Origin of the sequence: Micromonospora marina (genome assembly GCF_900091565.1) — a bacterium.
Taxonomy (GTDB): Bacteria; Actinomycetota; Actinomycetes; order Mycobacteriales; family Micromonosporaceae; genus Micromonospora; species Micromonospora marina.
Map to the genome: position 1 here is coordinate 36,382 of NZ_FMCV01000004.1, position 22,081 is coordinate 58,462.

24 protein-coding genes are annotated in these 22,081 nt (G+C 74.8%); 11 read left to right on the plus strand and 13 right to left on the minus strand.

The window, feature by feature from the left end:
- The first annotated feature begins 91 nt into the window (after positions 1–91).
- From GA0070215_RS06615 to GA0070215_RS06625, 3 genes are all read left to right on the plus strand, one after another.
- Positions 92–790, plus strand: coding sequence for a hypothetical protein (locus GA0070215_RS06615; RefSeq protein WP_091042959.1), 699 nt, complete (start codon positions 92–94; stop codon positions 788–790).
- 84 nt (positions 791–874) lie between these two features.
- On the plus strand, positions 875–1,471 hold the full coding sequence (locus tag GA0070215_RS06620) for a fasciclin domain-containing protein (protein ID WP_244166896.1): 597 nt from the start codon (positions 875–877) through the stop codon (positions 1,469–1,471).
- A 106-nt stretch (positions 1,472–1,577) separates the two neighbouring features.
- Positions 1,578–2,504, plus strand: a complete 927-nt coding sequence (locus GA0070215_RS06625) for a diacylglycerol kinase family protein (protein ID WP_091042965.1) — start codon at positions 1,578–1,580, stop codon at positions 2,502–2,504.
- Here GA0070215_RS06625 and GA0070215_RS06630 read toward each other — a convergent pair.
- Together GA0070215_RS06630 and GA0070215_RS06635 are read right to left on the minus strand one after the other, a co-directional pair.
- Positions 2,467–3,432 carry an EamA family transporter gene (locus tag GA0070215_RS06630; protein ID WP_018784479.1) on the minus strand — a complete coding sequence of 322 codons (966 nt, stop codon included), beginning with the start codon at positions 3,430–3,432 and terminating at the stop codon, positions 2,467–2,469. The two genes, GA0070215_RS06625 and GA0070215_RS06630, sit on opposite strands and share 38 nt — an antisense overlap.
- A gap of 59 nt (positions 3,433–3,491) precedes the next feature.
- Positions 3,492–4,256, minus strand: coding sequence for an HAD family hydrolase (locus tag GA0070215_RS06635; protein WP_091043674.1), 765 nt, complete (start codon positions 4,254–4,256; stop codon positions 3,492–3,494).
- A gap of 85 nt (positions 4,257–4,341) precedes the next feature.
- Here GA0070215_RS06635 and GA0070215_RS06640 point away from each other — a divergent pair, with 85 nt between their 5' ends.
- Together GA0070215_RS06640 and GA0070215_RS06645 are read left to right on the plus strand one after the other, a co-directional pair.
- Positions 4,342–7,134, plus strand: coding sequence for a DEAD/DEAH box helicase (locus GA0070215_RS06640; protein WP_091042968.1), 2,793 nt, complete (start codon positions 4,342–4,344; stop codon positions 7,132–7,134).
- A gap of 167 nt (positions 7,135–7,301) precedes the next feature.
- Entirely contained in the window at positions 7,302–8,189 is an 888-nt protein-coding gene (locus GA0070215_RS06645) for an MHYT domain-containing protein (protein ID WP_018784476.1), read from the plus strand.
- An 8-nt stretch (positions 8,190–8,197) separates the two neighbouring features.
- On the opposite strand, the gene GA0070215_RS06650 is transcribed toward GA0070215_RS06645, so the two are convergent.
- Positions 8,198–9,121, minus strand: a complete 924-nt coding sequence (locus GA0070215_RS06650) for a 5'-3' exonuclease (protein WP_018784475.1) — start codon at positions 9,119–9,121, stop codon at positions 8,198–8,200.
- A gap of 31 nt (positions 9,122–9,152) precedes the next feature.
- Between GA0070215_RS06650 and GA0070215_RS06655 the strand changes: the two genes are divergently transcribed.
- Complete coding sequence (locus tag GA0070215_RS06655; protein WP_091042971.1) at positions 9,153–9,284, plus strand: 50S ribosomal protein L36; 132 nt, start codon at positions 9,153–9,155, stop codon at positions 9,282–9,284.
- On the opposite strand, the gene GA0070215_RS06660 is transcribed toward GA0070215_RS06655, so the two are convergent.
- From GA0070215_RS06660 to GA0070215_RS06685, 6 genes are all read right to left on the minus strand, one after another.
- The gene (locus GA0070215_RS06660) at positions 9,244–9,999 is read right to left on the minus strand and encodes a glycosyltransferase family 2 protein (RefSeq protein ID WP_244166897.1); all 756 of its coding nucleotides are present in this window, start codon (positions 9,997–9,999) and stop codon (positions 9,244–9,246) included. The genes GA0070215_RS06655 and GA0070215_RS06660 overlap by 41 nt on opposite strands.
- A gap of 89 nt (positions 10,000–10,088) precedes the next feature.
- A complete protein-coding gene (locus GA0070215_RS06665) occupies positions 10,089–10,727 on the minus strand; it encodes a YdcF family protein (RefSeq protein WP_091042976.1) in 639 nt (212 codons plus the stop codon).
- A gap of 295 nt (positions 10,728–11,022) precedes the next feature.
- Entirely contained in the window at positions 11,023–11,313 is a 291-nt protein-coding gene (locus GA0070215_RS06670) for a BON domain-containing protein (RefSeq protein ID WP_018784471.1), read from the minus strand.
- Complete coding sequence (locus tag GA0070215_RS06675) at positions 11,307–11,873, minus strand: STAS domain-containing protein (protein WP_018784470.1); 567 nt, start codon at positions 11,871–11,873, stop codon at positions 11,307–11,309. Before GA0070215_RS06675 ends, GA0070215_RS06670 begins: the two co-directional genes overlap by 7 nt.
- The gene (locus GA0070215_RS06680; protein WP_026267664.1) at positions 11,870–12,184 is read right to left on the minus strand and encodes a GlsB/YeaQ/YmgE family stress response membrane protein; all 315 of its coding nucleotides are present in this window, start codon (positions 12,182–12,184) and stop codon (positions 11,870–11,872) included. The genes GA0070215_RS06675 and GA0070215_RS06680 overlap by 4 nt, the downstream gene beginning before the upstream one ends.
- Positions 12,185–12,193: 9 nt before the next feature.
- On the minus strand, positions 12,194–12,559 hold the full coding sequence (locus GA0070215_RS06685) for an STAS domain-containing protein (RefSeq protein WP_018784468.1): 366 nt from the start codon (positions 12,557–12,559) through the stop codon (positions 12,194–12,196).
- Positions 12,560–12,708: 149 nt separating this feature from the next.
- Here GA0070215_RS06685 and GA0070215_RS06690 point away from each other — a divergent pair, with 149 nt between their 5' ends.
- The 4 genes from GA0070215_RS06690 to GA0070215_RS06705 all read left to right on the plus strand — a co-directional run bounded on the left by GA0070215_RS06690 (position 12,709) and on the right by GA0070215_RS06705 (position 16,240).
- Positions 12,709–13,383 carry a response regulator transcription factor gene (locus tag GA0070215_RS06690; RefSeq protein WP_018784467.1) on the plus strand — a complete coding sequence of 225 codons (675 nt, stop codon included), beginning with the start codon at positions 12,709–12,711 and terminating at the stop codon, positions 13,381–13,383.
- Positions 13,380–14,729, plus strand: coding sequence for a sensor histidine kinase (locus GA0070215_RS06695; protein WP_018784466.1), 1,350 nt, complete (start codon positions 13,380–13,382; stop codon positions 14,727–14,729). The genes GA0070215_RS06690 and GA0070215_RS06695 overlap by 4 nt, the downstream gene beginning before the upstream one ends.
- Positions 14,726–15,289, plus strand: a complete 564-nt coding sequence (locus GA0070215_RS06700) for a GerMN domain-containing protein (RefSeq protein WP_091042980.1) — start codon at positions 14,726–14,728, stop codon at positions 15,287–15,289. Before GA0070215_RS06695 ends, GA0070215_RS06700 begins: the two co-directional genes overlap by 4 nt.
- A gap of 141 nt (positions 15,290–15,430) precedes the next feature.
- On the plus strand, positions 15,431–16,240 hold the full coding sequence (locus GA0070215_RS06705) for a SigB/SigF/SigG family RNA polymerase sigma factor (RefSeq protein WP_018784464.1): 810 nt from the start codon (positions 15,431–15,433) through the stop codon (positions 16,238–16,240).
- Positions 16,241–16,462: 222 nt separating this feature from the next.
- Here GA0070215_RS06705 and GA0070215_RS06710 read toward each other — a convergent pair whose 3' ends face one another.
- Positions 16,463–17,854: an aminotransferase-like domain-containing protein gene (locus GA0070215_RS06710; RefSeq protein ID WP_091042982.1), complete on the minus strand. Its 1,392-nt coding sequence runs from the start codon at positions 17,852–17,854 to the stop codon at positions 16,463–16,465.
- Here GA0070215_RS06710 and GA0070215_RS06715 point away from each other — a divergent pair.
- Positions 17,853–18,857 (plus strand): DMT family transporter, encoded by a 1,005-nt coding sequence (locus tag GA0070215_RS06715; RefSeq protein ID WP_091042985.1) that lies wholly within the window; start codon positions 17,853–17,855, stop codon positions 18,855–18,857. The two genes, GA0070215_RS06710 and GA0070215_RS06715, sit on opposite strands and share 2 nt — an antisense overlap.
- Before the next feature lie 93 nt (positions 18,858–18,950).
- Here the strand turns inward: GA0070215_RS06715 and GA0070215_RS06720 are convergent, their stop codons facing one another.
- The 3 genes from GA0070215_RS06720 to GA0070215_RS06730 form a co-directional block, all read right to left on the minus strand.
- The gene (locus GA0070215_RS06720) at positions 18,951–20,012 is read right to left on the minus strand and encodes an SRPBCC domain-containing protein (protein WP_091042987.1); all 1,062 of its coding nucleotides are present in this window, start codon (positions 20,010–20,012) and stop codon (positions 18,951–18,953) included.
- Between the two features lie 21 nt (positions 20,013–20,033).
- The gene (locus GA0070215_RS06725; protein WP_018784460.1) at positions 20,034–21,365 is read right to left on the minus strand and encodes a low temperature requirement protein A; all 1,332 of its coding nucleotides are present in this window, start codon (positions 21,363–21,365) and stop codon (positions 20,034–20,036) included.
- Between the two features lie 90 nt (positions 21,366–21,455).
- Positions 21,456–22,046 carry a TetR/AcrR family transcriptional regulator gene (locus tag GA0070215_RS06730; protein WP_091042990.1) on the minus strand — a complete coding sequence of 197 codons (591 nt, stop codon included), beginning with the start codon at positions 22,044–22,046 and terminating at the stop codon, positions 21,456–21,458.
- Positions 22,047–22,081: the final 35 nt, after the last annotated feature.

Below are 22,081 nucleotides of genomic sequence, written 5' to 3' on the forward strand. Positions count from 1 at the left end.
GCTGACTCCGCCGAGCCCCCCGGGCGGTATGCCGGGGTGCGTCGGCGTCCCGTTCCGGTCAGCCCGTCTGACCTGCGCTCCGGAGAGCCCGATGAAGAGCCGTACCGCCGCCGTCCTGACCGTCCTCTGCGCGGCCACCGCGCTCACCGCCTGCGGTGACGACGAGCCCGCGCCGAAAGGACAGCAGGTGCCGGTGACCGCCACCGACACCAGCTGCGAGGTCACCACCACGCTGTTCACCCCGGGTACCGTCACGTTCACCGTGACCAACCGGGGTCAGCAGGCCACCGGGGTCTACGTCTACGGCCGGGAGGGCGACGCCTTCACCAAGGTGATCGCCGAGGTGGCGGACGTGCCGGCGGGCCGCACCGGCGACCTGCGCGCGTCGCTGCAGACCGGCACCTACGAGGTGGCCTGCAAGCCCGGCCGGCAGGGCGACGGTGTCCGGACCACGATCACCGTCTCCGACGACGGCAACCTCGCCAGCGCCGCGGCCGAGGTGGCCTACGACCGGTCGGTGACGATCGAGCTGACCGGCGACGCGCTGACCGGCGCGGACGCGCTGATCGCCGAGCCCGGCGAGAAGCTCGCGTTCAAGGTGACGAACAAGACCGCCGGGGCCCGGACGCTGTACGTGCTCAACCCCGAGGGCAAGCGGGTCGCCGAGATGAAGGCCGAGGCCAACGGCACCGCCGAGACGGTGGTGACGCTGGGCGCGGCGGGCGAGTGGTCGCTGAAGGTCAAGGGCGACGGCGTGGCGTCGGTGAGCAAGCCGCTGGTGGTGCGCTGAGGCGCGGGGAACGCCGACCCGAAGTCGGTCGATCCGGGTGCATCCACCGGGGACAACATCGCTCGTCTCGCCGCCCGGCTGGCCGTGGGCGCCACCGCCGTCGCCGTGCCCGCCCAGGCCGGTGCCAAGCAGCCGGGTACGCGGTCGCTGGCCGCCGTGCTCACCGCCGACAAGAGCGGCTTCGACCACAACCCGTGGGACTTCGACGTCCTCACGAAGGCGGTCCTGACGGTGCTGCAGGCCAAGCCGGACTCGCCGGTCAAGGTGCTCACCGACGGCACCGTCGCGGTGACCGCGTTCGTGCCGAACGACTACGCGTTCCGCGAGCTGGTCCGGGACATCACCGCCGCGACGAGGCTGCCCGGCGAGAAGGCCGCGTTCGACGCGGTCGCCGGCCTGGGCGTGGACACCGTCGAGGACGTCCTGCTCTACCACGTCGTGCCGGGCGCGACGATCGACCGGAAGGCGGCGCTGACGGCCGACGGCGCTGACCTGACCACCGCGCTCGGCGCCACCGTCGAGGTGGACGTGAAGCACCACTGGTTCGGCCGGCAGGTGCGGCTGGTCGATGCCGACACCAGCGACCGCGACGCGTGGGTGGTGCGGTACGACATCAACAAGGGCAACAAGCAGATCGCGCACGCGGTGAACCGGGTGCTGCGCCCGATCGACCTCCCCTGAACCACCCCGCCACGGCGTCCGGCACCCCCGGCCGGGCGCCGTCGGCGTGTGCCGCCTGCCCGCGGCGCGACCTGGCTCTGGTGGGCGGCGCGAGCCGTGCCGTACGGTGCTCGCCGTGACCGCGCACGATCATGTCCCGCCCGGCCCCGTCGCCGTGCTCGCCAACCCGACCGCGGGCCGGGGGCGGCACCGCGGTCTGCTGCCCGGGATCCTTCAGCGCCTCGCCGGAGCGGGCCGCCCGGTCGAGCTGCTGCGCGCGCGTACCCCCGAGGAGGCGGAGGCGGCGTGCCACGCCGCGGTCGCCGGCGGCGCCGGGGCGCTCGTCGCGGTCGGCGGCGACGGCACGGTGCACCGGGCGATGCAGGCGGTAGCCGGCACGGCCGTGGCGTTCGGGCCGGTCCCGGCGGGCACCGGCAACGACTTCGCGGTGGAGACCGGCTTCCCGGCCGACCCGATCGCCGCCGTCGACGTGATCACCGCGGCGCTCGCCGCCGGCCGCGCCCGCCCGGTCGACCTGGCCCAGCTGTCCCGGCCCGGGGAGACGGACCGCTGGTTCGGCGCGGTGCTCGCGGCCGGTTTCGACGCGATCGTCAACGAACGCGCCAACCGGATGCGCTGGCCGCGCGGCCCGCGCCGGTACGACCTGGCGATCGTGGTGGAGCTGGCCCGGCTGCGGCCCCGCCGCTACCGGCTGGTCCTCGACGGGGTAACGCAGGAGATCGACGCGGTGCTGGTCGCGGTGGGCAACGCGGCCAGCTACGGCGGCGGCATGCGGATCTGCCCGGACGCCGACCCGCACGACGGCCTGCTCGACGTGGTGGTCGGCGGCCGGTTCGACAGGCGCACCCTGATGCGGGTCAAGCCGCAGATCTACCAGGGCACCCACGTCACGCACCCGCTGGTGCGCGTCTACCGCACGCGGACGGTGGAGCTGTCCGCCGAGGGCATCACCGCGTACGCCGACGGGGAGCGCTCCTTCGACCTGCCGGTGACCGTCACCGCCGTGCCGGCGGCGCTGCGGCTGCTGCGCTGACCGCCGGGTCCTCGGCACCCGGCGGGCCGATTCCGGGCGGCGCGGGCGGCGCGGGAGAAGACGGCGGCGCGGCGGCGCGGACCGCGCCCGCGCTCGCGGCGACCACCAGTCCGATGGCGAGCATCTCGACCGGGCGCAGCGCCTGGCCGAGTACCAGCCAGCCGGCCACCGCGGCGATCGCCGGACCGAGACTCATCATCACCGCGAACGTCGCGGTCGGCAGCCGCCGCAGCGCGGCCAGTTCCAGGCTGTACGGCAGCACCGAGGCGAGCAGCGCCAGCCCGGTACCGAGCCCCAGCACCACCGGATCGGCCAGGCGACCACCCCCGTCGGCCAGCCCGAACGGCAGGGTGAGCAGCGCGGCGACGGTCAGCGCGAGCGCCAGCCCGTCGGCGCCGGGGAACCGCGCGCCGATCCGCGCCGAGCAGACGATGTACGCGGCCCACATGGCACCCGCTGTCAGCGCCAGCGCGGCACCGGCCGGGTCGAGCCGGTCGAACCCGCCCTGCCCGAGCAGGACCACCCCGGCCAGCGCCAGCGCGGCCCAGCACCAGGCGGCCGGCCGACGCGCGGCGACCACTGACAGCGCCAGCGGGCCGAGCACCTCCAGCGTGACGGCCGGGCCGAGCGGGATCCGCTCGATCGCCTGGTAGAAGATCGAGTTCATGCCGGCCAGGGCCAGCCCGAACGCCAGCACGGCGGCCCAGTCGCGGCGCCCGTACCCGCGTACCCGGGGCCGGCAGACCACGAGCATCAGCAGCGCGCCGACGGTCAGCCGCAGCGTCACCGCCCCGGCCACCCCGGTCCGCGGGAACAGCAGCGCGGCCAGCGCGGAGCCGAACTGCACCGACAGCGCCCCACCGAGCACCAGCGCGACCCCGCCGAGCCGTCCCGGCGCACGCTGCGGCAAGGGGTGGGCACCGGTCATGCCCCTGACGGTAGCCGGTGGACCGGGACGGGTCCGCGCCGCTCACCCCGGCCCAGCGGTCAGGCGGCCCCGGCCAGGTCCAGCACCGCGCCGAGCCCGTTCGCGCGGCCCGCGTCGGCGCAGGGCAGCACCAGCACCCCGCACCCGGCGGCCACCGCGCCCGCGTCGGCCGGTGTGTCGCCCACCATGAGCGTGCGCTCCGGGTCGACGCCGAGCATGCCGCAGGCCCGCAGGAAGATGCCCGGGTCCGGCTTGCAGCGCCCCACCTCGTACGACAGCGCGTACGCGTCGACGAGCGCGTCGAGGTCCCAGGCGGCGAACAGCGGCCGCAGGTCGAAGCCGATGTTGCTGACCACCGCCACCTTGACCCCGGCGGACCGCAGCGCGCCCAGCACCGGCGCGGTGTCCGGGTAGGGCACCCAGCCCTCGGGCACCAGCACCCGCTCGTAGAGCGCGTCGGCGAACCCGTCGATGCCGGTGTCCACGGTCTCGGCCAGCCCGGTGTACGCGCCCCGGTGCGCGTGCGGGTAGAGGTCACGGTCGGCCCACAGCTCGGCCAGCCGGGGCGGCACCCGTGCCGGCAGCGGGCCACCGGCGCGCCCGGCGGTGAGCAGCCGGTCGGCCAGCGACGTGGCCCGGATCCGGTCCAGCTCGACGCCGCAGGCGGACGCGGCGGCGAGCACCCAGGCCAGTGGCTCCTCCACCTGGGCGAGGGTGCCGTGGAAGTCGAAGAGCACCGCCTCCACGGGCCGGCGGGACGGGCCCGGGCGGACGGCGTCGTCGGCGCCGCTCGAGACGTGGGGCAGTTCGGTACGGTCCGGCACGTCGTGCACCCTACCGACCGCTCCGATCGTCCTGCCGGATGGCCTTGACCGGTACTCGTCGGCGGCACCGATTAATCTTGGAACCATGTCGAGCCCCGCCGAGCGGTACGCCGCGGCGCGCCGCCGGGCCGCGCAGGCCTCCGCCTTCCCGGCCCTGGACGAATTCTCGCTGGATCTCGGGTTCGATCTTGACGACTTCCAGCGCGAGGCGTGCGAGGCGCTGGAGCGGGGCAGCGGCGTGCTGGTCTGCGCGCCCACCGGCGCCGGGAAGACCGTGGTGGGCGAGTTTGCGGTGCACCTGGCGCTGCGCGGCCGGCCCGGCGGCGACGCGCCCGCGACCCGGCGCAAGTGCTTCTACACCACGCCGATCAAGGCGCTGTCCAACCAGAAGTACCACGACCTGGTGGACCGCTACGGCGCCGCGCAGGTCGGCCTGCTGACCGGTGACAACGCGATAAACGGCGACGCGCCCGTGGTGGTGATGACCACCGAGGTGCTGCGCAACATGCTCTACGCCGGCTCGGCCACCCTCGAAGGCCTGGCGTACGTGGTCATGGACGAGGTCCACTACCTGGCCGACCGGTTCCGCGGCGGGGTCTGGGAAGAGGTGATCATCCACCTGCCCGAGTCGGTCACGCTCGTGTCGCTGTCGGCCACCGTCTCCAACGCCGAGGAGTTCGCCGACTGGCTGGTCACCGTACGCGGCGAGACCGCCGTGGTGGTCTCCGAGCACCGGCCGGTGCCGCTGTGGCAGCACATGCTCGTCGGCAAACGGATGTTCGACCTTTTCCACGACGCCGACGCCGCCCGCAAGCACGACGTCCATCCCGAGTTGCTGCGCTACACCCGGGACACGATGCGCCGGCTGGAGCTGGGCGAGGGCCGCAGCGCCGGCCCCGGCGGCGGACGGCGCGGCCCGCGCTGGCGCGGCCCGATGCGCCCGGACGTCGTCGACCGGCTCGACCGCGAGGGGCTGCTCCCGGCCATCCTGTTCATCTTCAGCCGGGCCGGCTGCGACGCCGCCGTGCAGCAGTGCCTGGCCGCCGGGCTGCGACTCACCTCCCCGGACGAGCGTGCCGAGATCCGCCGGGTGGTGGAGTCCAAGGTCACCGCCATCCCCGGCGAGGACCTGTCGGTGCTCGGCTACTGGGAGTGGCTCGACGGCCTGGAGCGCGGCCTCGCCGCGCACCACGCCGGCATGCTCCCGGCGTTCAAGGAGGTCGTCGAGGAGCTGTTCGTCCGCGGGCTGGTCAAGGCCGTCTTCGCCACCGAGACGCTCGCGCTGGGCATCAACATGCCGGCCCGCTGCGTGGTGCTGGAACGTCTGGTCAAGTTCAACGGTGAGGCCCACGTCGACCTCACCCCCGGCGAGTACACCCAGCTCACCGGCCGGGCCGGCCGCCGGGGCATCGACGTGGAGGGCCACGCGGTCGTCGTCTGGTCGCCGGAGACCGATCCCCGGCACGTCGCCGGGCTCGCCTCCACCCGCACCTATCCGCTGCGCTCCAGCTTCCGGCCGTCGTACAACATGGCCGTCAACCTGGTCGGCAGCGTCGGCGCGGCGCCGGCCCGGGAGCTGCTCGAGTCCTCGTTCGCGCAGTTCCAGGCCGACCGGTCGGTGGTCGGCCTGGCCCGGCAGGTGCAGCGCAACACCGAGACCATCGACGCGTACGGCGCGGAGGCCGCCTGCCACCACGGCGACTTCGACGAGTACTTCGCGCTGCGGGTGGCGATCGCCGACCGGGAACGCGCCATCGCCCGGCAGGGGCAGACCCAGCGCAAGGCGGCGGCCGTCGCCTCGCTGGAGCGGCTGCGGGTCGGTGACGTGATCCGGGTGCCGTCCGGGCGGCGGGCCGGCCTGGCGGTGGTGCTGGACCCGGCCACCGGCGGTTTCGGCGAGCCCCGGCCGCTGGTCCTGACCCAGGACCGCTGGGCCGGGCGGGTCACCCCTGGTGACTTCACCACCCCGGCCGAGGTGCTCACCCGCATCCGGGTGCCGAAGCACTTCAACCACCGCTCACCCGCGGCCCGGCGGGATCTGGCCGCCGCGGTCAGCGGCACCGGCCTGGACCGGCACGGTGGCCGGCGGGGTGGCCGGCGGGGTGGCCGGTCCCGTCAGGCGGTGGGGGAGGACCACCGGCTCAGCCAGCTCCGCGTCGAGCTGCGCGCCCACCCGTGTCATGCCTGCCCGGACCGGGAGGAACACGCCCGCTGGGCGGAGCGGCGGCGCCGGCTGGAACGCGACACCGAGGAGCTGCGCCAGCGGGTGTCCGGGCGGACCGGCTCGCTGGCCCGTACCTTCGACCGGATCGTCGCGTTGCTGACGGCGCGCGGCTACCTGGCCGCCGACGGCGAGGTCACCGACGCCGGGCGGATGCTGGCACGGATCTGGACCGAGGCCGACCTGCTGGTGGCCGAGTGCCTGCGCCGCCGGGTGTGGGACGGCCTGTCCCCGGCCGAGCTGGCCGCCGCCGTGTCGGTGGTGGTCTTCGAGGCGCGCCGCGACGTCGACGAGCGGGCGTCGTTGCCGCGCGGCGGGGTGGCCGACGCGGTCGACGCGACGCTCGAGTTGTGGGGCGACATCGAGGCGGACGAGGCGGCGCGCGGCCTGGCCGTGACCCGGGAGCCCGATCTCGGCTTCGCCTGGCCGATCTACCGGTGGGCGCGCGGCGAGGCGTTGGCGAAGGTGCTGGCCAGCGGCCACCAGATCGACGGGGAGATGCCGGCGGGCGACTTCGTCCGCTGGGCGCGCCAGGTGGTCGACCTGCTCGGGCAGATCGCCGACTCGGGTGGTGCCACGGCCGAGCTGCGCGGCACCGCCCGGCAGACCATCGCGGCGGTCAACCGGGGCGTACTGGCCTACCACGCCTCCGCCTGACGGTCACTTTCGGTCACCACTTGCCGGAAATCGACGCACCGCTGCGTCACGGCGCTGCCACCGGATGAATTATCGGGGGGCCGATGTGTGCCCTGGTCAGGGCCTGTCCCATCATTGCCAGGGGCGCGCCGTGGGGCGCCCTCCGGTCGATGGTGAGGGAAGGCGTCGTGGGCGAGATCAATCACTTTGAGTACGGGTGGATCACACCGGCGCTCAGCTACGCGCTGTCGGTGCTCGGCTCGGCGCTCGGGCTGGTCTGCGCCGGGCGGATCCGGACCGCCACCAGCGGCGGTCAGCGCGCCTGGTGGGGTCTGCTCGCCGCGTGGGCGCTGGGCGGTACGGCCATCTGGGCCATGCACTTCATGGCGATGCTGGGCTTCGCCGTCGGCGGCACCCGGATCCGTTACGACGTGCCGCTGACGGCCGCCAGCACGGCGATCGCGGTGGCCGCGGTGGGCATCGGGCTGGCCATCGTGGGCACCGGCCGGCTGGCCGCGCCGCGGCTGCTGGTCGGCGGGTCCTTCACCGGCGCCGGGGTGGCCGCCATGCACTACACCGGCATGGCCGCCATGCGCCTGGACGGCTCGCTCGGCTACGACCCGCTACGGGTCACGCTGTCGGTGGTCATCGCGATCGTGGCCGCCACCGTGGCGCTCTGGCTGGCGATGACCGTCCGGCGAGGGCTCGCCATCGCCGCGTCGGCGCTGGTCATGGGCATCGCGGTCAACGGCATGCACTTCACCGGCATGAGCGCGCTGTCGGTGCACCTGCACGAGGGCAGCGGCCCGGTCTCCGGCACCGAGGTCAGTGGCCTGCTGGTGCCGATCGTGCTGGCAGTGGTCTTCGGCGTGGTCGGCCTGGTCTACGCGCTGCTCGCCGCGCCGTCGGACGACGACCGCGCCGGGGCCGCGTACGTCAGCTCGCGGCTCGACGTGGCGCCGCAGACGGTGGCCGCCGAACCCGCGCCGGACCCGGTCGGCCTGCGGGCCCGCTCGACGCTGGCGCAGCCCGGCGCGCCGTTCCCGTCCCGCCGGAGCACCGACCGCCCTTCGTGATCAACTGATCACGATCGGTCGCCCGCCAGCGCGTCGACCAGGCGGCGGCACGAGCCGGCCAGGTTCCAGCGCTGCGCCAGCTCCAGCAGCCGGTCCGGGTCGGCGGGGGACGTGGGCAGCGCCGGGTCCAGCTCGGGCAGCGGCACGTCGGTGGCGACCCGGACCACCTTCGGCGCCACGGCCAGGTAGTCGCGGGCGGCGTCCAGCTTCGCCCGCAGCCCCGGCGCGAAACCGGAGCGGGGGTCGTCGAGCGCGGCCAGGATGCCGTCCAGCCCGCCGTAGCGGTCGATCAGCCGGGCGGCGGTCTTCTCACCGACCCCTGCCACGCCGGGCAGCCCGTCGCTGGGGTCGCCGCGCAGCGCCGCGAAGTCGGCGTACCGGTCGGCCGGTACGCCGTAGCGGGCGCGGACCGCCGTATCGTCGCAGTCGTCCAGCTTGGCCACGCCCCGGCCGACGTAGAGCAGGCGCACCGGGTGCGCGTCGTCGACGAGCTGGAACAGGTCGCGGTCGCCGGAGACCACCTCGACCGGGCCCGGCTGGGTCGCCGCGAGCGTGCCGAGCACGTCGTCGGCCTCGTAGCCGGTGGCCCCCACCGCCGGGATGCCGAGCGCGTCCAGCACCTCAAGGATCATCGGCACCTGCGGGGACAGCGTGTCCGGCACGACCTCGCCGCCCTCGGGCGCGACCCGGTGCGCCTTGTACGACGGCAGCAGCTCGACCCGCCAGGCCGGGCGCCAGTCGTGGTCGAGCGCGCAGATCATGCGGCCGGGCCGGCGGGTGCGTACGAGCTGGGCGAGCATGTCGAGGAACCCGCGTACGGCGTTCACCGGCTGGCCGTCGCCGGTCTTCGCGGCCGACTCGGGAATGCCGAAGTAGGCGCGGAAGTAGAGGCTGGGGGAGTCGATCAGAAGGATCGGCTGTCGATGTGCCACGCGGACAAGCCTTCCACAGCCCGGCGACGAGATGGGGGAGGCGACCGCCGGACCGTCCCTGCGCGGGCTCAAGCGCAAGGCCGGCCCGATCATGGTCCGGCGCCGGGGCGAGCTGTTCGTCCTCAACAAGTCCGACCGGCGGCGGAAGGACTGGCAGGGCTGAGCCCGATGGCCGGTACCTCGTCCACCTCGGAGCGCCCGGTCGCGCGCGCGACGGCGGAGGCGGCCAGCGGCCGGTAGATCCGCACCGAGTCGGCGAGCGCCGAGAAGTGCGATCCCGAGTTGTCGCCGTGGTACCGGGTGACGATGTCCACCTGCTCGACCGGCAGCCCGGCGCGCACCATCCGCAGCAGCACCGTCATCTCGTACTCGAAGCGGTCGCCCGGGATCGTGGTGAGCCAGCCGAGCAGCGCGGCCGGGTAGGCGCGCAGCCCGGTCTGGGTGTCCCGGACGTCCCGGCCGGTTACCAGCCGGAACGCCACCCGGGTCGCCGCGTTGCCGAACCTGCTGCGTGCCGGGACCTCGCCGTCGAACTCGCGGACGCCGAGCGCCGGCGCCCCGGTGGCGCGCATCCGGTCCACCACGCGGCACACGTCGGGCACGCCGTGCTGGCCGTCGGCGTCCACACAGACCACGTCGCGTCCGGGGTGGCGCGTCGAGGCGTACCGGAAGCCGGTGCGAAGCACCACGCCCTTGCCCCGGTTGACCCGGCGGCGCAGCACCGTCGCGCCCCGGTCGCGGGCCGCGCGCAGCACCCCGGCGGCGGACGGGCCGCTGCCGTCGTCGACGACGAGCACGTCCGCGCCGGGCAGCGCCGCGCGCAGGTCGCCGACCAGCGGCGGCAGCCGGTCACCCGGTCGGTACACCGGCACGATCACGATCACGGAACCTCCCGGGTGGACTCGCCCGCCGGTACGGCCCGCCGGGTCGATCGAGGACGCTCGTACCCCCGGTGCGCGGCGGTGAATCACCGGCGGGGCGTGAGGCGTCCGATCCGGTCGGCCGCGCGGGTCAGCGCGCGCTCGCGGCGCAGCGACGCCTCCGGGGTGCGCACACCGAGGAAGCCGATCCGGCTGAACGCCCGCGCGGCCCGCTCCCGCCGCACGGGCACCGGGTCGGGCGAGGTCACCGGCACGTCGGCCAGCGCCGGGCCGGACAGGCCGAGCACGCGCGCGGCGAGCAGCCGGACGCGGGGCAGGTGCCACGGGTGGGAGACCAGCCCGAGCGGGCGCTGCGCGGTGAACTCCGCCGTGTCGAGGAGCCCGTCCTGGACGGTGTGCGCGAGGTTCTGCACCGTGGTGCGGGAGCGGGTCTCGGCGGCCGACCGGGCGTACGTGTCGAGCCCGGCCGCGCGTGCGAGGGCCCGCATCAGTTCCGCCTCGCGGTATCCGGCGGGCGGGGCGGGCGCGCCGGCCGGGCCGTGCGGCCAGCCGCCGGTGAACACCACCCGGGCGCCGGGCGCGCGGCGGAACGCCTCGGCGTGCGCGCGGACGTAGGCCACCGCCGCCTCGGTGCGTGCGACGCTCTCCGTGGTGAGCCGGTAGCCGCCCGCGCCGGCCACCACCCCACGGCCGAAGACCAGCAGCACGGTGGCGGGAGGCGTCATCCCTTCACGGTACGGGCCGGATCACCCGTCGTCCGGCGGCCAGGGCGGGGCGCAGTTGCTCACCGGGTCGCCGAGGTTGCGTACCGCCACTGTCGCGGTGAAGCCGCCTCCCGACCGCGCCGCCGACGAGCAGGTGCCGGTGGGGAGTCGAGAACATGCGGGAAGGTCCCGTCGTCTGGATGGTGACCGGACGGTGCCCGTCGTGAACCTGCCCGGAAAGCCCGGCGCTGCGGCCTGGGAGGCGCTCCCACGGCCGGGCGTGGAGGCGGATGCCGATGCGTGCGACAGCCGCCGCTCAGCGGCCGCCGCGCCGTCCGCCGTAGAGCCGCAGTGCGTTGCAGACGTCGAACACGCCCGGCACGTCCCAGGCCAGCTCGGCCGCGACCAGGCGCGTCGCCGGGTCGGCCACCAGGCCGGCGAGGATGACCACGCGGTTCTGCACCGTCACGGTGATCTGCTGCCGGCGGGTGGTCCAGTCGGCGCTGAGCCGCTGCGCGACGAGCGATGCGAGCCGGGTGTCCGCGTCGTCGGGCTCCGGTCCGTCGCCGGTATACGGGAACTCGGGGTACGGCCAGGGCATCACCACGGGGAGGGCTCCTTCTGTTCGGTCAGGACCGGTTGCCGGGACGCGGGGCCCGGCACCGGGACGCGGCCGTCGACGACGGTGAAGACGCCGTCGAGCCGCATGGTGTGCAGCACGGTGAGCACGAACCGCGACGGGGACATCAGGCACAGTTGCCGGCCGTCGCGGCGGGCGTCCTGGTGGGCGCGCACCAGCAGGCTGAGCCCGGCGGAGTCGATCACCTCCAGGCGGGACAGGTCGACCAGTTCCATGTCGTCGCCCAGGGAACGCTCGTCGAGAGCGCGGCGGACCGCGGTGGCCGGGTCGGCGTCGTGGGCGGCCGGGGTGCCGGCGACCTGTTCCAGGTCGTCCAGGCCCAGACCGTCGTCGGCGATGGCCGCTCGGGTGCTGCACCGCGGGCAGTGATGCGGTCCGGACGCGAACGGCGAGCCGACCCAGTCGTGCTCGAACACGAGCGTCCACACCACCTCCGCGTCGGGCAGCGTGGCGCCCGTGCCGGTGACGCTGTCGCCGCAGCCGTCGCAGATGAGCATCATGAGGTGGTCGGTGGGTACGACGGTCACACCTCCTCCTTCCCCCGGCCGCCCGTACCGGGCGGCGTCTGCCCCTCCGCCTCCGGCCGGCCGGCGGCGACCACCGCCAGCACGACCGCCACGGCGGCGAAGCCGGTCTGCACCACCAGCGGCAGCACGGGCGATCCGTCGGTGCGGTGGTCCACCAGCCCGACCACGATTGCGCCGAGCAGCGCGGACGCCACGCCGAGCGCGAGTGTCAGCCACACCGGGACGGCCTTGCGCCCCGGCAGGACGAGCCGTCCCAGCCCGCCGACGGCCAGACCCACCACGAGCGCTCCGACGAGCGTGCTGCTGGTCACCACTCCTCCTCAGCGTGCTGCGGACGCGACCCGGGCCCGGCCGCGCGCGGCCGGTCGGGGCGTGTCGACGACGGGTACGGCGCCGAGCCCGGAGTTCTCCAGGATGCGCCGGATCCGCGGATGTGGGTTGCTCAGCGTGAGCAGGCCGCCCTGTCGCGCCAGCCGGCGGTGCACGTCCAGCAGCAGCGAGACGGCGGCGGCGTCCACATGCCGGCACCCGGCGAGGTCGATGGTCAGCTCGCGGGGCCGGAGGGCGAGGATGCGGTCCAGCACGTGGGCGACCTCGGGCAGCCCGGTGAGGTCCAGCTCGTCGCTGATGTCCACGCGCACGTGCGGCACGGCGGACTCCGGCGGGGACGGCAGGCTGGCAGGCATCGGGTCGCTTCCGTGGTGGGATCGGGTCAGACCCCACTCTGCGCAGGGATCTTGGAGGTCACCGGACGGTTGTATGACGGTTCGATGACAAAAGCCACGAACGGCCCACGCGACTGGGCGACCCGTGCCGGGCCCGTCATGATGCCCATATGACGGCCGTACTGGTGATCGAGGACGACGACCGCATCCGGCTCGCGCTGCAGCTCGCCCTCGAGGAGGAGGGCTACGAGGCGTACGGCGCGCCGACCGCCGAGGACGGCCTGCGCCGGCAGCGGGAGAAGCCGGCGGACTACGTGCTCGTCGACCTGATGCTGCCCGGTATGAACGGGTTCGACTGCATCCGTCAGCTGCGCCGCGACGACGACGTGCCGGTCGTGGTGATCAGCGCCCGCGACGACACCCACGACATCGTCGCCGCGCTGGAGGCGGGCGCCGACGACTACGTGGTCAAGCCGGTCGCGATCAAGGAGCTGTCCGCCCGGCTGAGGGCGCTGCGCCGGCGCGTACGCACGGTGGCCGGCCCGGTGCCCGCCCAGTTCTTCGGCGACCTGGAGATCAGTGCGGAGGCCGGCGAGGTGCGCCGCTCGGGACAGCCGGTGCAGGTCACCCGCACCGAATTCCGGCTGCTCTGCGAGCTGGCCGAGCACGCCGGCCGGGTGCTGTCGCGCCAGCAGCTGCTCAGCCGGGTCTGGGGCTACGAGACCGGCGACGAGCGGCTCGTCGACGTGCACGTGGGCCGGCTCCGGCAGAAGATCGAATCCGATCCGGCCAATCCACGCCACCTGGTCACGCTGCGCGGCCTCGGCTACAAGCTCCAGCGATGACCCGGCCCGGCCTGCGCGCCCGGGTCACCGCGGCGTTCGCCGTCGGGGCGTTGCTGCTGTCCGCGCTGATGGCCCTCTTCTCGTACGACCTGACCCGGCGCTCGCTGCTCGACGAGCGGGAGCGCACCGCGGTTCGGGCCGCCTACTACGACGCCGCAGTGGTCCGCTCCGGCCTGGACACCGGCGCCCCGGACGTGGTGGCCGTGCTGCGCTCGCTCGACACCGGCAGCGCCCGCCGCCCGCTGCTGCACCTGCCCGACGGCTGGTACGCCCGCACCGCCGACGTGGGCGCCAGCTCGGTGCCGGTGGAGTTGCAGCGGATGGTGGCCGACGGCAAGCCCGCGGTGCAGCGGATCCGGCTCGACGGGCAGCCCGCGCTGCTGGTCGGCGTGCCGCTGCCCGGCGCGCTCGGCTACTACGAGCTGACCTCGCTGCGGGAGGTCGAGGAGACGTTCCAGGTGGTGGGGCTGGCGCTGATCGCCGTGGCGATCATGGTGGCCGGGGCGGGCGCGGCGCTGGGCTGGTACGCCACCCGGCACAGCCTGCGGCCGCTCACAGCGGTCGCCGACGCGGCGGAACGGATCGCGGCCGGCGACTTCGCCACCCGGCTCGACCCGACCACCGATCCCGACCTCACCCGCCTGTCCAGTTCGTTCAACGAGATGGTCGACAAGCTGGTGCGCCATATCGAGCGGGACCGTCGCTTCGCCGCCGACGTGAGCCACGAGCTGCGCTCGCCGTTGCAGACCCTGGCCGCCGCCGCGAGCGTGCTCAACCGGCGCCGGGAGCACCAGGACGAACGCACCGCCACCGCGGCGGGCCTGGTCGCCGACGAGGTCACCCGGTTCCAGCGCCTGGTCGACGACCTCATCCAGCTGGCCCGCACCGAGCAGCCGGCGCACCGCGAGACGGTCGACGTGGCGGAGCTGGCTCGTACCGTCTGCCGGGAGCGGTCGCTGCCGGAGAGCCTGGTGACGGTGGACGGCGACGCCCCGCGCCTGTGGTGGGTCGACCGGCGCCGGTTCGCCCAGACGCTGCTGAACCTGTTGGAGAACGCCGACCGGTACGGCGGCGGGCCGGTCGCGGTACGCCTCGGCGGGCGTGCCGGGGTGGGTGTGCTGGAGGTCGACGACGACGGCCCGGGCGTGCCGCCCGGTGACCGCGAGATCATTTTCGACCGGTTCGTCAGGGGGCGGGCGGCGCACGACCGGGCCGGTACCGACGGCACCGGCCTCGGGCTCGCGCTGGTGGCGCAGCACGCCGCCGCGCACGGCGGTACGGCCGCGGTGCTGGACCGCGAGCCCGGCGCCCGGTTCCGGGTCGAGCTGCCCGGAGCGCTGCGATGAGCCGCCGGCGGCTCCTGCCGGGCCTGCTCGCAGTGGTGCTGCTGGCCGGCTGCGGGGTGCCGGTGGACGAGGAGCCCCGCCTGGTGCAGACGCCTCCGGGCGCTTTCCCGACGCCGACCGTCTCCTCGACCGCCGACGGGGACGGGCGGGTGGACGAGCCGTTCTGCTTCGTCCGCGACGACGGGCTGGTCGTGGTCGAGCGCCGGGTGAACGGGCTGCCGGGGGTGGACGCGCACCTCCAGCACCTGCTGGCCGGGCCGGACGGCGGCGAGCGCAGTCGAGGGCTGGCCACGGCTCTGCCCGGCACGGTGGCGGTGGCCGGGGCGACGCTCGACGGCACGCTGGCCACCGTCGACGTACGCCAGGCCGGGGAGGAGACCGGCCGCAACGACGAAGTGCTGGCCTTCGGGCAGATCGTGTGCAGCCTCACGCAGCGGCCCGACGTGTACAGCGTGGCGTTCCGCCGGGACGGGCAGCCGCTGGAGGTGCCACGCGCGGACGGGAGCCTCTCCGCGCTGCCGCTCACGGCGGCCGACTACCGCCCGCTGTTGCCTCGCTGACGGCCTTCCCAGCGGGAGTGTCCGCTTATGACCCGAAATCTCCATCGTCCTTTCGGTTGATTTGGCGGTGGCCTTTGGTCTAGTGTGGCTGGCACGACCGGTGTGGGAGGCCACCCGTTCTCCGAGGACAGGAAGGGCAGCATGACCACGATGACCATGGGATCGACCGCCACCGAGGTGCACCGCGCGCCGCAGACCGGTGAGGAGTCCCGCGCCAGCGAGCTGATCGCGGCGCTCGCCGCACTGCCCGCCGACCACCCGCAGCGGGCCGCCCTGCGCAACCAGGTCATCGAGGCGTGGCTGCCGCTGGCGAACCACCTGGCCGCCCGCTACAGCGGTCGCGGCGAGCCGGCCGGCGACCTGGCCCAGACCGCGGCGCTCGGGCTGATCAAGGCCGTCGACCGGTTCGACGCCTCGCGCGGCGTCGACTTCGCCGGCTTCGCCATCCCGACCATCCTCGGCGAGATCAAGCGGCACTTCCGCGACCGCACCTGGAACATCCGGGTTCCGCGCCGCCTCCAGGAGCTGCGGCTGCGCATCTCCGAGGCCAACAGCACGCTGACCCAGACGCTCAACCGGGCTCCGACCGTCGCCGACATCGCCGCCCACCTCGACGTCACCGAGGAAGAGGTGCTGGAGGGCCTGGAGGGTGCCCGCGCGTACAACGCGGTCTCGCTGTCCACCCCGATCGGCGACGGCGACAGCGCCACCGAGCTGGGCGACACGCTCGGCACCGAGGACAACGAGTACGAGCTGGCCGAGCTGCGCGCCTCGCTCGGCCCGGCGCTCGCCACGCTCGACGAGCGCGAGCAGAAGATCCTCACGCTGCGCTTCTACGGCAACCTGACCCAGAGCGAGATCGCCGCCCGGGTCGGTGTCTCCCAGATGCACGTGTCCCGGCTGCTCGCCCGCGCGCTGACCAAGCTGCGCGGCCAGCTCACCGAGGCCTGACCGACCCCGAACGCGACCCCCGCCGGCCCGTCCGGCGGGGGTCGCGTCGTGTCACCAGCGCGAGGGCGGGGCGGCGGCACCACCGGCGATCGGTCGTCGCAGGTGACGGTGTTCGGCAGCAGCCACGGCGCCAGCCAGCCGCCGTCGTTGCCGCCGAGGTCGGTCAGGCCGAACTCCGATCCGCGGTGGGGTGGATGCGACGGGGGTGAGCCGCCACTGCGGTCAGTCAGGGAGGGCTGTGGACAGGCGGCGGATCGCCTCGTCCATCTGCTCGGGCGGGGCGGCGGCGTAAGTGAGGCGCAGGTGCGGGGCCGGCGGTTCGGCGGCGTACCAGGGGCGGCCGGGGAAGACGGTGACGCCCGCCGCGGCGGCAGCCGTCGTCACCGCTACGTCGTCGGTGCCGTCGGGCAGCCGTACCCAGAGATGCAGCCCACCGCGGGGGACGGTGCGCGGGGCCGGCGACGACAGGTGCCGGTCCAGCGCGGCGAGCAGCGCCTCGCGGCGGGCCCGCAACTGGACGCGCAGGCCGCGGCGGTGCCGGTCCCAGGCCGGCGCGGTGAGGAACTCCACGGCGGCCTGCTGCAGCGGCCCGGCCACGAAGAGATCGTCGAGCAGGCGGGCGGCGCGCAGCCGGGCCCCGGCCGGTCCGCGCGCGCCGATCGCGGCGATCCGCAGACCGGGCGCCGTGGGCTTGGTCAGCGAGCGCAGGTAGACGACGTGCCCGTCCGGGTCGTCGGCGGCCAGCGGCGGCGGGGCTTGGCCGTCGATGGTGAGATCGCGGGCGTAGTCGTCCTCGACCAGGAACGCCCCGGCGTCGCGCACCGCCTCGGTGACCCGGGCGCGCCGCGCGGGGGAGAGCGTCGCGCCGTGCGGGTTGGCGTACAGCGGCTGGCAGTAGAACAGGCGGGCACCGGTGCGGGCGAACGCGGCGGCGAGCTGGTCGGGGCGTACGCCGTCGGCGTCGGCGGGTACGGGCACCACCCGCAACCCGGCCGCCCGCGCGGCGGCGAGCGCCCCCAGGTAGGTGGGGGACTCGACCAGGACCGTGTCGCCGGGGACGGTGAGCGCCCGCAGCGTGGAGGAGAGCGCGGCCTGCCCGCCCGGGCAGATCACCATGTCCTCGGCGCGCAGGCCGCCGCCCGCCTCGCGGGCGAACCAGGCGCGCAGGTCGAGGCGTCCCTCGACCGGGCCGCGCTGCCAGGCGGCCGGCTGCCGGGCCGCGCGGGCGAGCGCCGCACCGAGCGCGGCGGCCGGCTGGAGATCCGGGTCGAGATAGCCGCCGGTCAGCGGGATCGCGCCCGACGGCGGCAACTCCAGCAGCGCCTGCATCTCGTCCTCGCCGCCCCGCCGCGAGCCGAGCGCGACCGTCTGCCACGACATGTCCGCCCGCGGTGGACCGGGGCGCCGGGCCGTCACGAACGCGCCGCGACCAGGCCGGGTCTCCACCAGCCCGTCCGCGACGAGCCGCCGGGTCGCCTCGGCGACGGTGACGGGGGAGACGTGATGGTGCGCGGTCAGCTCCCGGACCGACGGCAGCCGCGTGCCGGGGGCGGCATCCGCCGCCAGCGCACCCAGGTGCCGGACCACGCGGTCGATAGCGCTACCATCATTCATGACAGTAAAGAGTAGCGCTACTGCGCCGGTGACGGTAGCGGCCGGACCGGGCGCCGGGATCGCCCTGGGCGCGCTGGGTGTGCTGGCCTTCAGCATGTCGTTGCCGGCCACCCGCGTCGCGGTGCACGCGCTCGACCCGTGGTTCGTCGCGTTCGGACGGGCGGTCGGCGCGGCGCTGCTCGCGTGGGCCTACCTGCTGCTGACCGGCGCGCCGCGCCCCACCCGGGACCAGTGGCGACGGCTGACGATCGTCGCGCTCGGCGTCGTCGTCGGCTTCCCGCTGTTCACCTCGCTCGCGCTCACCACGCAGACGTCCGCGCACGGCGCGGTGGTCGTCACAGTGCTCCCAGCCACGACCGCCGTGTTCGCGGTGCTGCGAGCCGGCGAACGGCCGCCGCCGCTGTTCTGGATCGCCAGTGCCACCGGCCTGGCGCTGGTGCTGGCGTTCCTCGCCGCCGGCGGCTCGTTGCGCGGCGCGCCGTCCCCGGCCGACGTGTTCCTGCTCGCCGCCGTGGTGCTCTGCGGTCTCGGGTACGCAGAGGGCGGCCGGCTGGCCCGCGAACTCGGCGGTGCCCGCACGATCTGCTGGGCCTTGCTGCTGTCGCTCCCGGTCACCGTGCCGGTCACTGCGGTAGCCGCGCTCGTCCACCGGCCGCAGGGCGGCGTCGGCGCCTGGGCCGGGTTCGGCTACCTCACCGTGGTGTCGATGTTCCTCGGCTTCTTCGCCTGGTACGCCGGGCTGGCCCGGGGCGGCATCGCCACCGTGGGCCAGATCCAGCTCGTCCAGCCGGTGCTCACGCTGATCTGGTCCGCAGTGCTGCTCGGTGAGGCGGTCACGCCCGGCACGCTCGTGGTGGCCGGCGCGGTGCTGGCCTGTGTCGTGCTCATCCAGCGCACCCGGGGCGGCGCCACACCGGCGGGCACCTTGGGCGGGCCGGCCTCATCGGGGCGCGACGGTGCCGGTCACGCCGGAGACGTACGCGTGGCTGACGACGTGTCCTGACGCGCATCCTCGATCGGGTCGTGGCAGCTCGTCAACAACGACAACGGCGCGGTGCTCCGTGATCGACGGGGTGGAGGGGGTGGAGCCAGGGGGTCAGGCGGGAGCGCAGGGGGTGTTTCCGGTGGCGCAGGCGGCGGGGGCGTCGTGCGAGGGGTTTGGGTCGCGGACGTCGAAGCGGATGATGGCGGACTGGCCGCCCGGCAACGCCTCGCCGGTGAACGTGACCACAGCGCCGTCCTGAGTGGCCTCGGCTCCGTCCACGCCGCCCACGGTGGCGCCGTCGTGCAACATCACGGTGACCGTCCAGCCCGGACGCGGTGACGGGCCGGGATTGCGCAGCACCACCTCGCCCCGGTAGCCGAAGATCCGGTCGGTGACCGTCTCGTAGGTGGCGCTCAGCGGCACCCCCACCGTCGAGGGCTTCGGGCTCGCCGTACGGCTGGGGGTGGGCGACGGCGTCGGCGAGGGCGACGGGCTGCGGCGGCTGGCGCTGGGCGTGGGCCGCGCGGTCGTGGGCCGGGCGGCGGGTGTGGCGCTGGAGGGCATGACCAGCGAGGTCGTGGGCGTCGGCGCAGCCGGTGCGGGCGACTCGCCGACGGTGGCCCACACCGTCGCCCCGGCCGTGGCGGCGATCAGCGTGACCGCGCCGGTCGCCAGCAGCACCCGGTGGCGCCCGGGCCGCCGCCGGTCGTCGCCGAGCAGGCGGACCACCGGCAGTTCGGCGGTCAGTCCGCCCTCGGCGCGGCGCAGGTCGACGTTCTGGAACGCCAGCCAGTCGAGGATCGCCGGCAGCCGCCCGGTGATCGCCTGCTCGTGCTGCTCGGCGCGGGCGTCGGCGTCCCAGTCGCCCTCTTCGAGGACCTCGCGGACGGACAGGCGGGTGCCGTGCGCGGTGGACGTCAGGTCGCAGGCGAGGCGGGTGGCCCGGCCGGTCTCCCGGCAGCGGACCACCAGCCGGTCCGGCGCGCGCAGTTCGACTGTCTCCACCTCGGTGTCGCTGTCGTAGCCGGGCAGCGCGGCGGTGGCGAGGATCCACCGGTCGGACCCGGGCGCGCTGTCGGCGAACCACTTGGCCAGCAACGCGCGTTCCGTGAGCGCCCGCCAGATCCGGGCGGGCGGGTGGAACAGGTCGACCTCGGTGACGATCTCGATCACGCGGAGACTCTAGGGCCTGTGTCAAGGCCGGTGCGGTGCGCTCTCTCCGCCGTCGTGCCACCGTGCCCGCCAGGCGGCCTCGTTCTCCTCGGCGCTGGCCTTCTCCTCGTGAATCAGCCGGCGCAACGCGGCCCGGGAGTCGGCGAAGATCACCAGCTCGGCCGCCACCAGGGCCACGCAGATCGTGGTGAGCAGGCCCAGCGCGCCGAGTGCCGGCAGGTGCTGGCCGACCGGCAGCGCCGCGGCGAGCAGGGCCAGGACGCCGACCCGGGTCCACGACAGCGTCCGCAGCGCGCGCCACTGGAACGCCATGTTGGCGGCGAAATAGACCATCACGCCGGCGAATAGCAGCGGCACCGCCGGCCCGTGGCCGTGCTCCATCGGGCCGCCCGCCGGGTCGGTGACGATGCGGACCAGTTCCTCGGCGCCGATCGCGAACAGGATCACCCCGGCGATCATGGGCAGGTAGAGATAGGCGTACGCGTCGCGGGCGAGCGTCACCCGCGCGTGGCCCTGTGCGGCGTGCAGGGCGATCCGGGCGGACGGGCCGATCATGTCGAAGTGCGCCCACCAGAGCGCCGCGGTGAACAGGATGCCGGAGATCGCCGCCGGGATCGCCGGCCAGGTCACGGCCTGGCCGAGCAGGTTGCCCCCGACGCCGACCGAGATGACCGACTCGCCGAGCGCGATGATCAGGATAAGGTCGTACCGCTCGGTCCAGTGCTCGGCCGAGGTGATCTTCCAGCCGTCGGTGCCGGCCAGCAGGCCGCTGCTGTACTGGATGGCCACCACCGCGATCCACAGCCCGTCGCGCAGCCAGGGGCCGACCTCCGGGGACACGCGCGGCGGCAGCAGCGCCGCCACCAGCAGGAGGGAGGCCGAGATCAGGGCCTCCGGCAGGAACAGCCGCAGCTTGCGCCGGGCCGGCGGATCGTCACGTGTGGCGTACCGGTACAGGGCGGTGTGCACGAGCCGGATCACGACGTAGCTGATCGTGACCAGGACCGGTCCGGCGCTGCCCTTGTCCAGGTCGCCGAACGTCTGCGGCAGCGCGAGCGCGAACGTGAACAGCGCGACCATGCCGACCACCATGAGGATCGGCACGAAGCCCTCGCCGAGACGCAGCCGGGCGGCGACCGCGCTGTGCACCACCCAGCACCACCAGAGTACGGCGAGCACCAGCAGCGCGTGCAGCAGTTCGCCCGGGGTCACGTTCGCGGCGGTGGCGCGCGTGATGATGAAGAAGGACACCACGAAGACGAGGTCGAAGAAGATCTCGAACCGGTCGACCCGGGTGGCGGGGGCGACGCCGGTCGCGGGCCCGAGCCCCCTGCGCCACCGGTCGCCACCCACCGGACGAGTGTGTCAGCCCAGGTCGGGCGGGGCGTCGCTTTCGCCGGGCGTGCCACCGGTCCGGCGGGGGAGCGGCGAGCCGGGGACCACTCAGCCCGCCGCCGGGGCGGCGTGGGCGAGCACGTCGCGCAGCACGTCGCGCAACGGCCGCCCGGGGTGCTCCAGCCACTCGTTCGCGGCGACCCGCAGGGACGTGAGGAACGTCGCGGCGACGATCCGGGCGCGCAGCGCCGCGCCGGGGCCGGTCAGCCGGTGGGCCAACTCCGCGGCCATCTCCCGCTCCAGGGCCGCGTACGCACCGACCTGGTGGGCGGCCAGGCTCGGGTGACCGTGCAGCCGGCGGCGCCGGTTGAGCCAGGGCTCGGCCGGGTCGTCGTAGCCGTCCCCGGCCTGCACCAGCGCGGCCCGGGTGAGTGCGGCCCACGGCGACAGCTCGGGCGGTTGTTCCGCGACGAGCGTGCGGAGCCGGCGCAGCCGCAGCGTGTCGCCGTGGAAGAGCGCCTCCTCCTTGCCACCGAAGTAGTTGGAGAACGTCCGCCGGGAGACGTTCGCGGCGTCGGCGATCGCCTCGACGGTGATCCGGTCGGGGCCGCGCTCGACGGCGAGGGACAGCGCCGCCTCGTGCAGCGCGAGGCGGGTGGCCGCCTTCTTCCGTGCCCGCAGCCCGGTGCACTCGTCCATGGCGGCCAGCGTAGGTGACGGATTTCTCAGTGGGC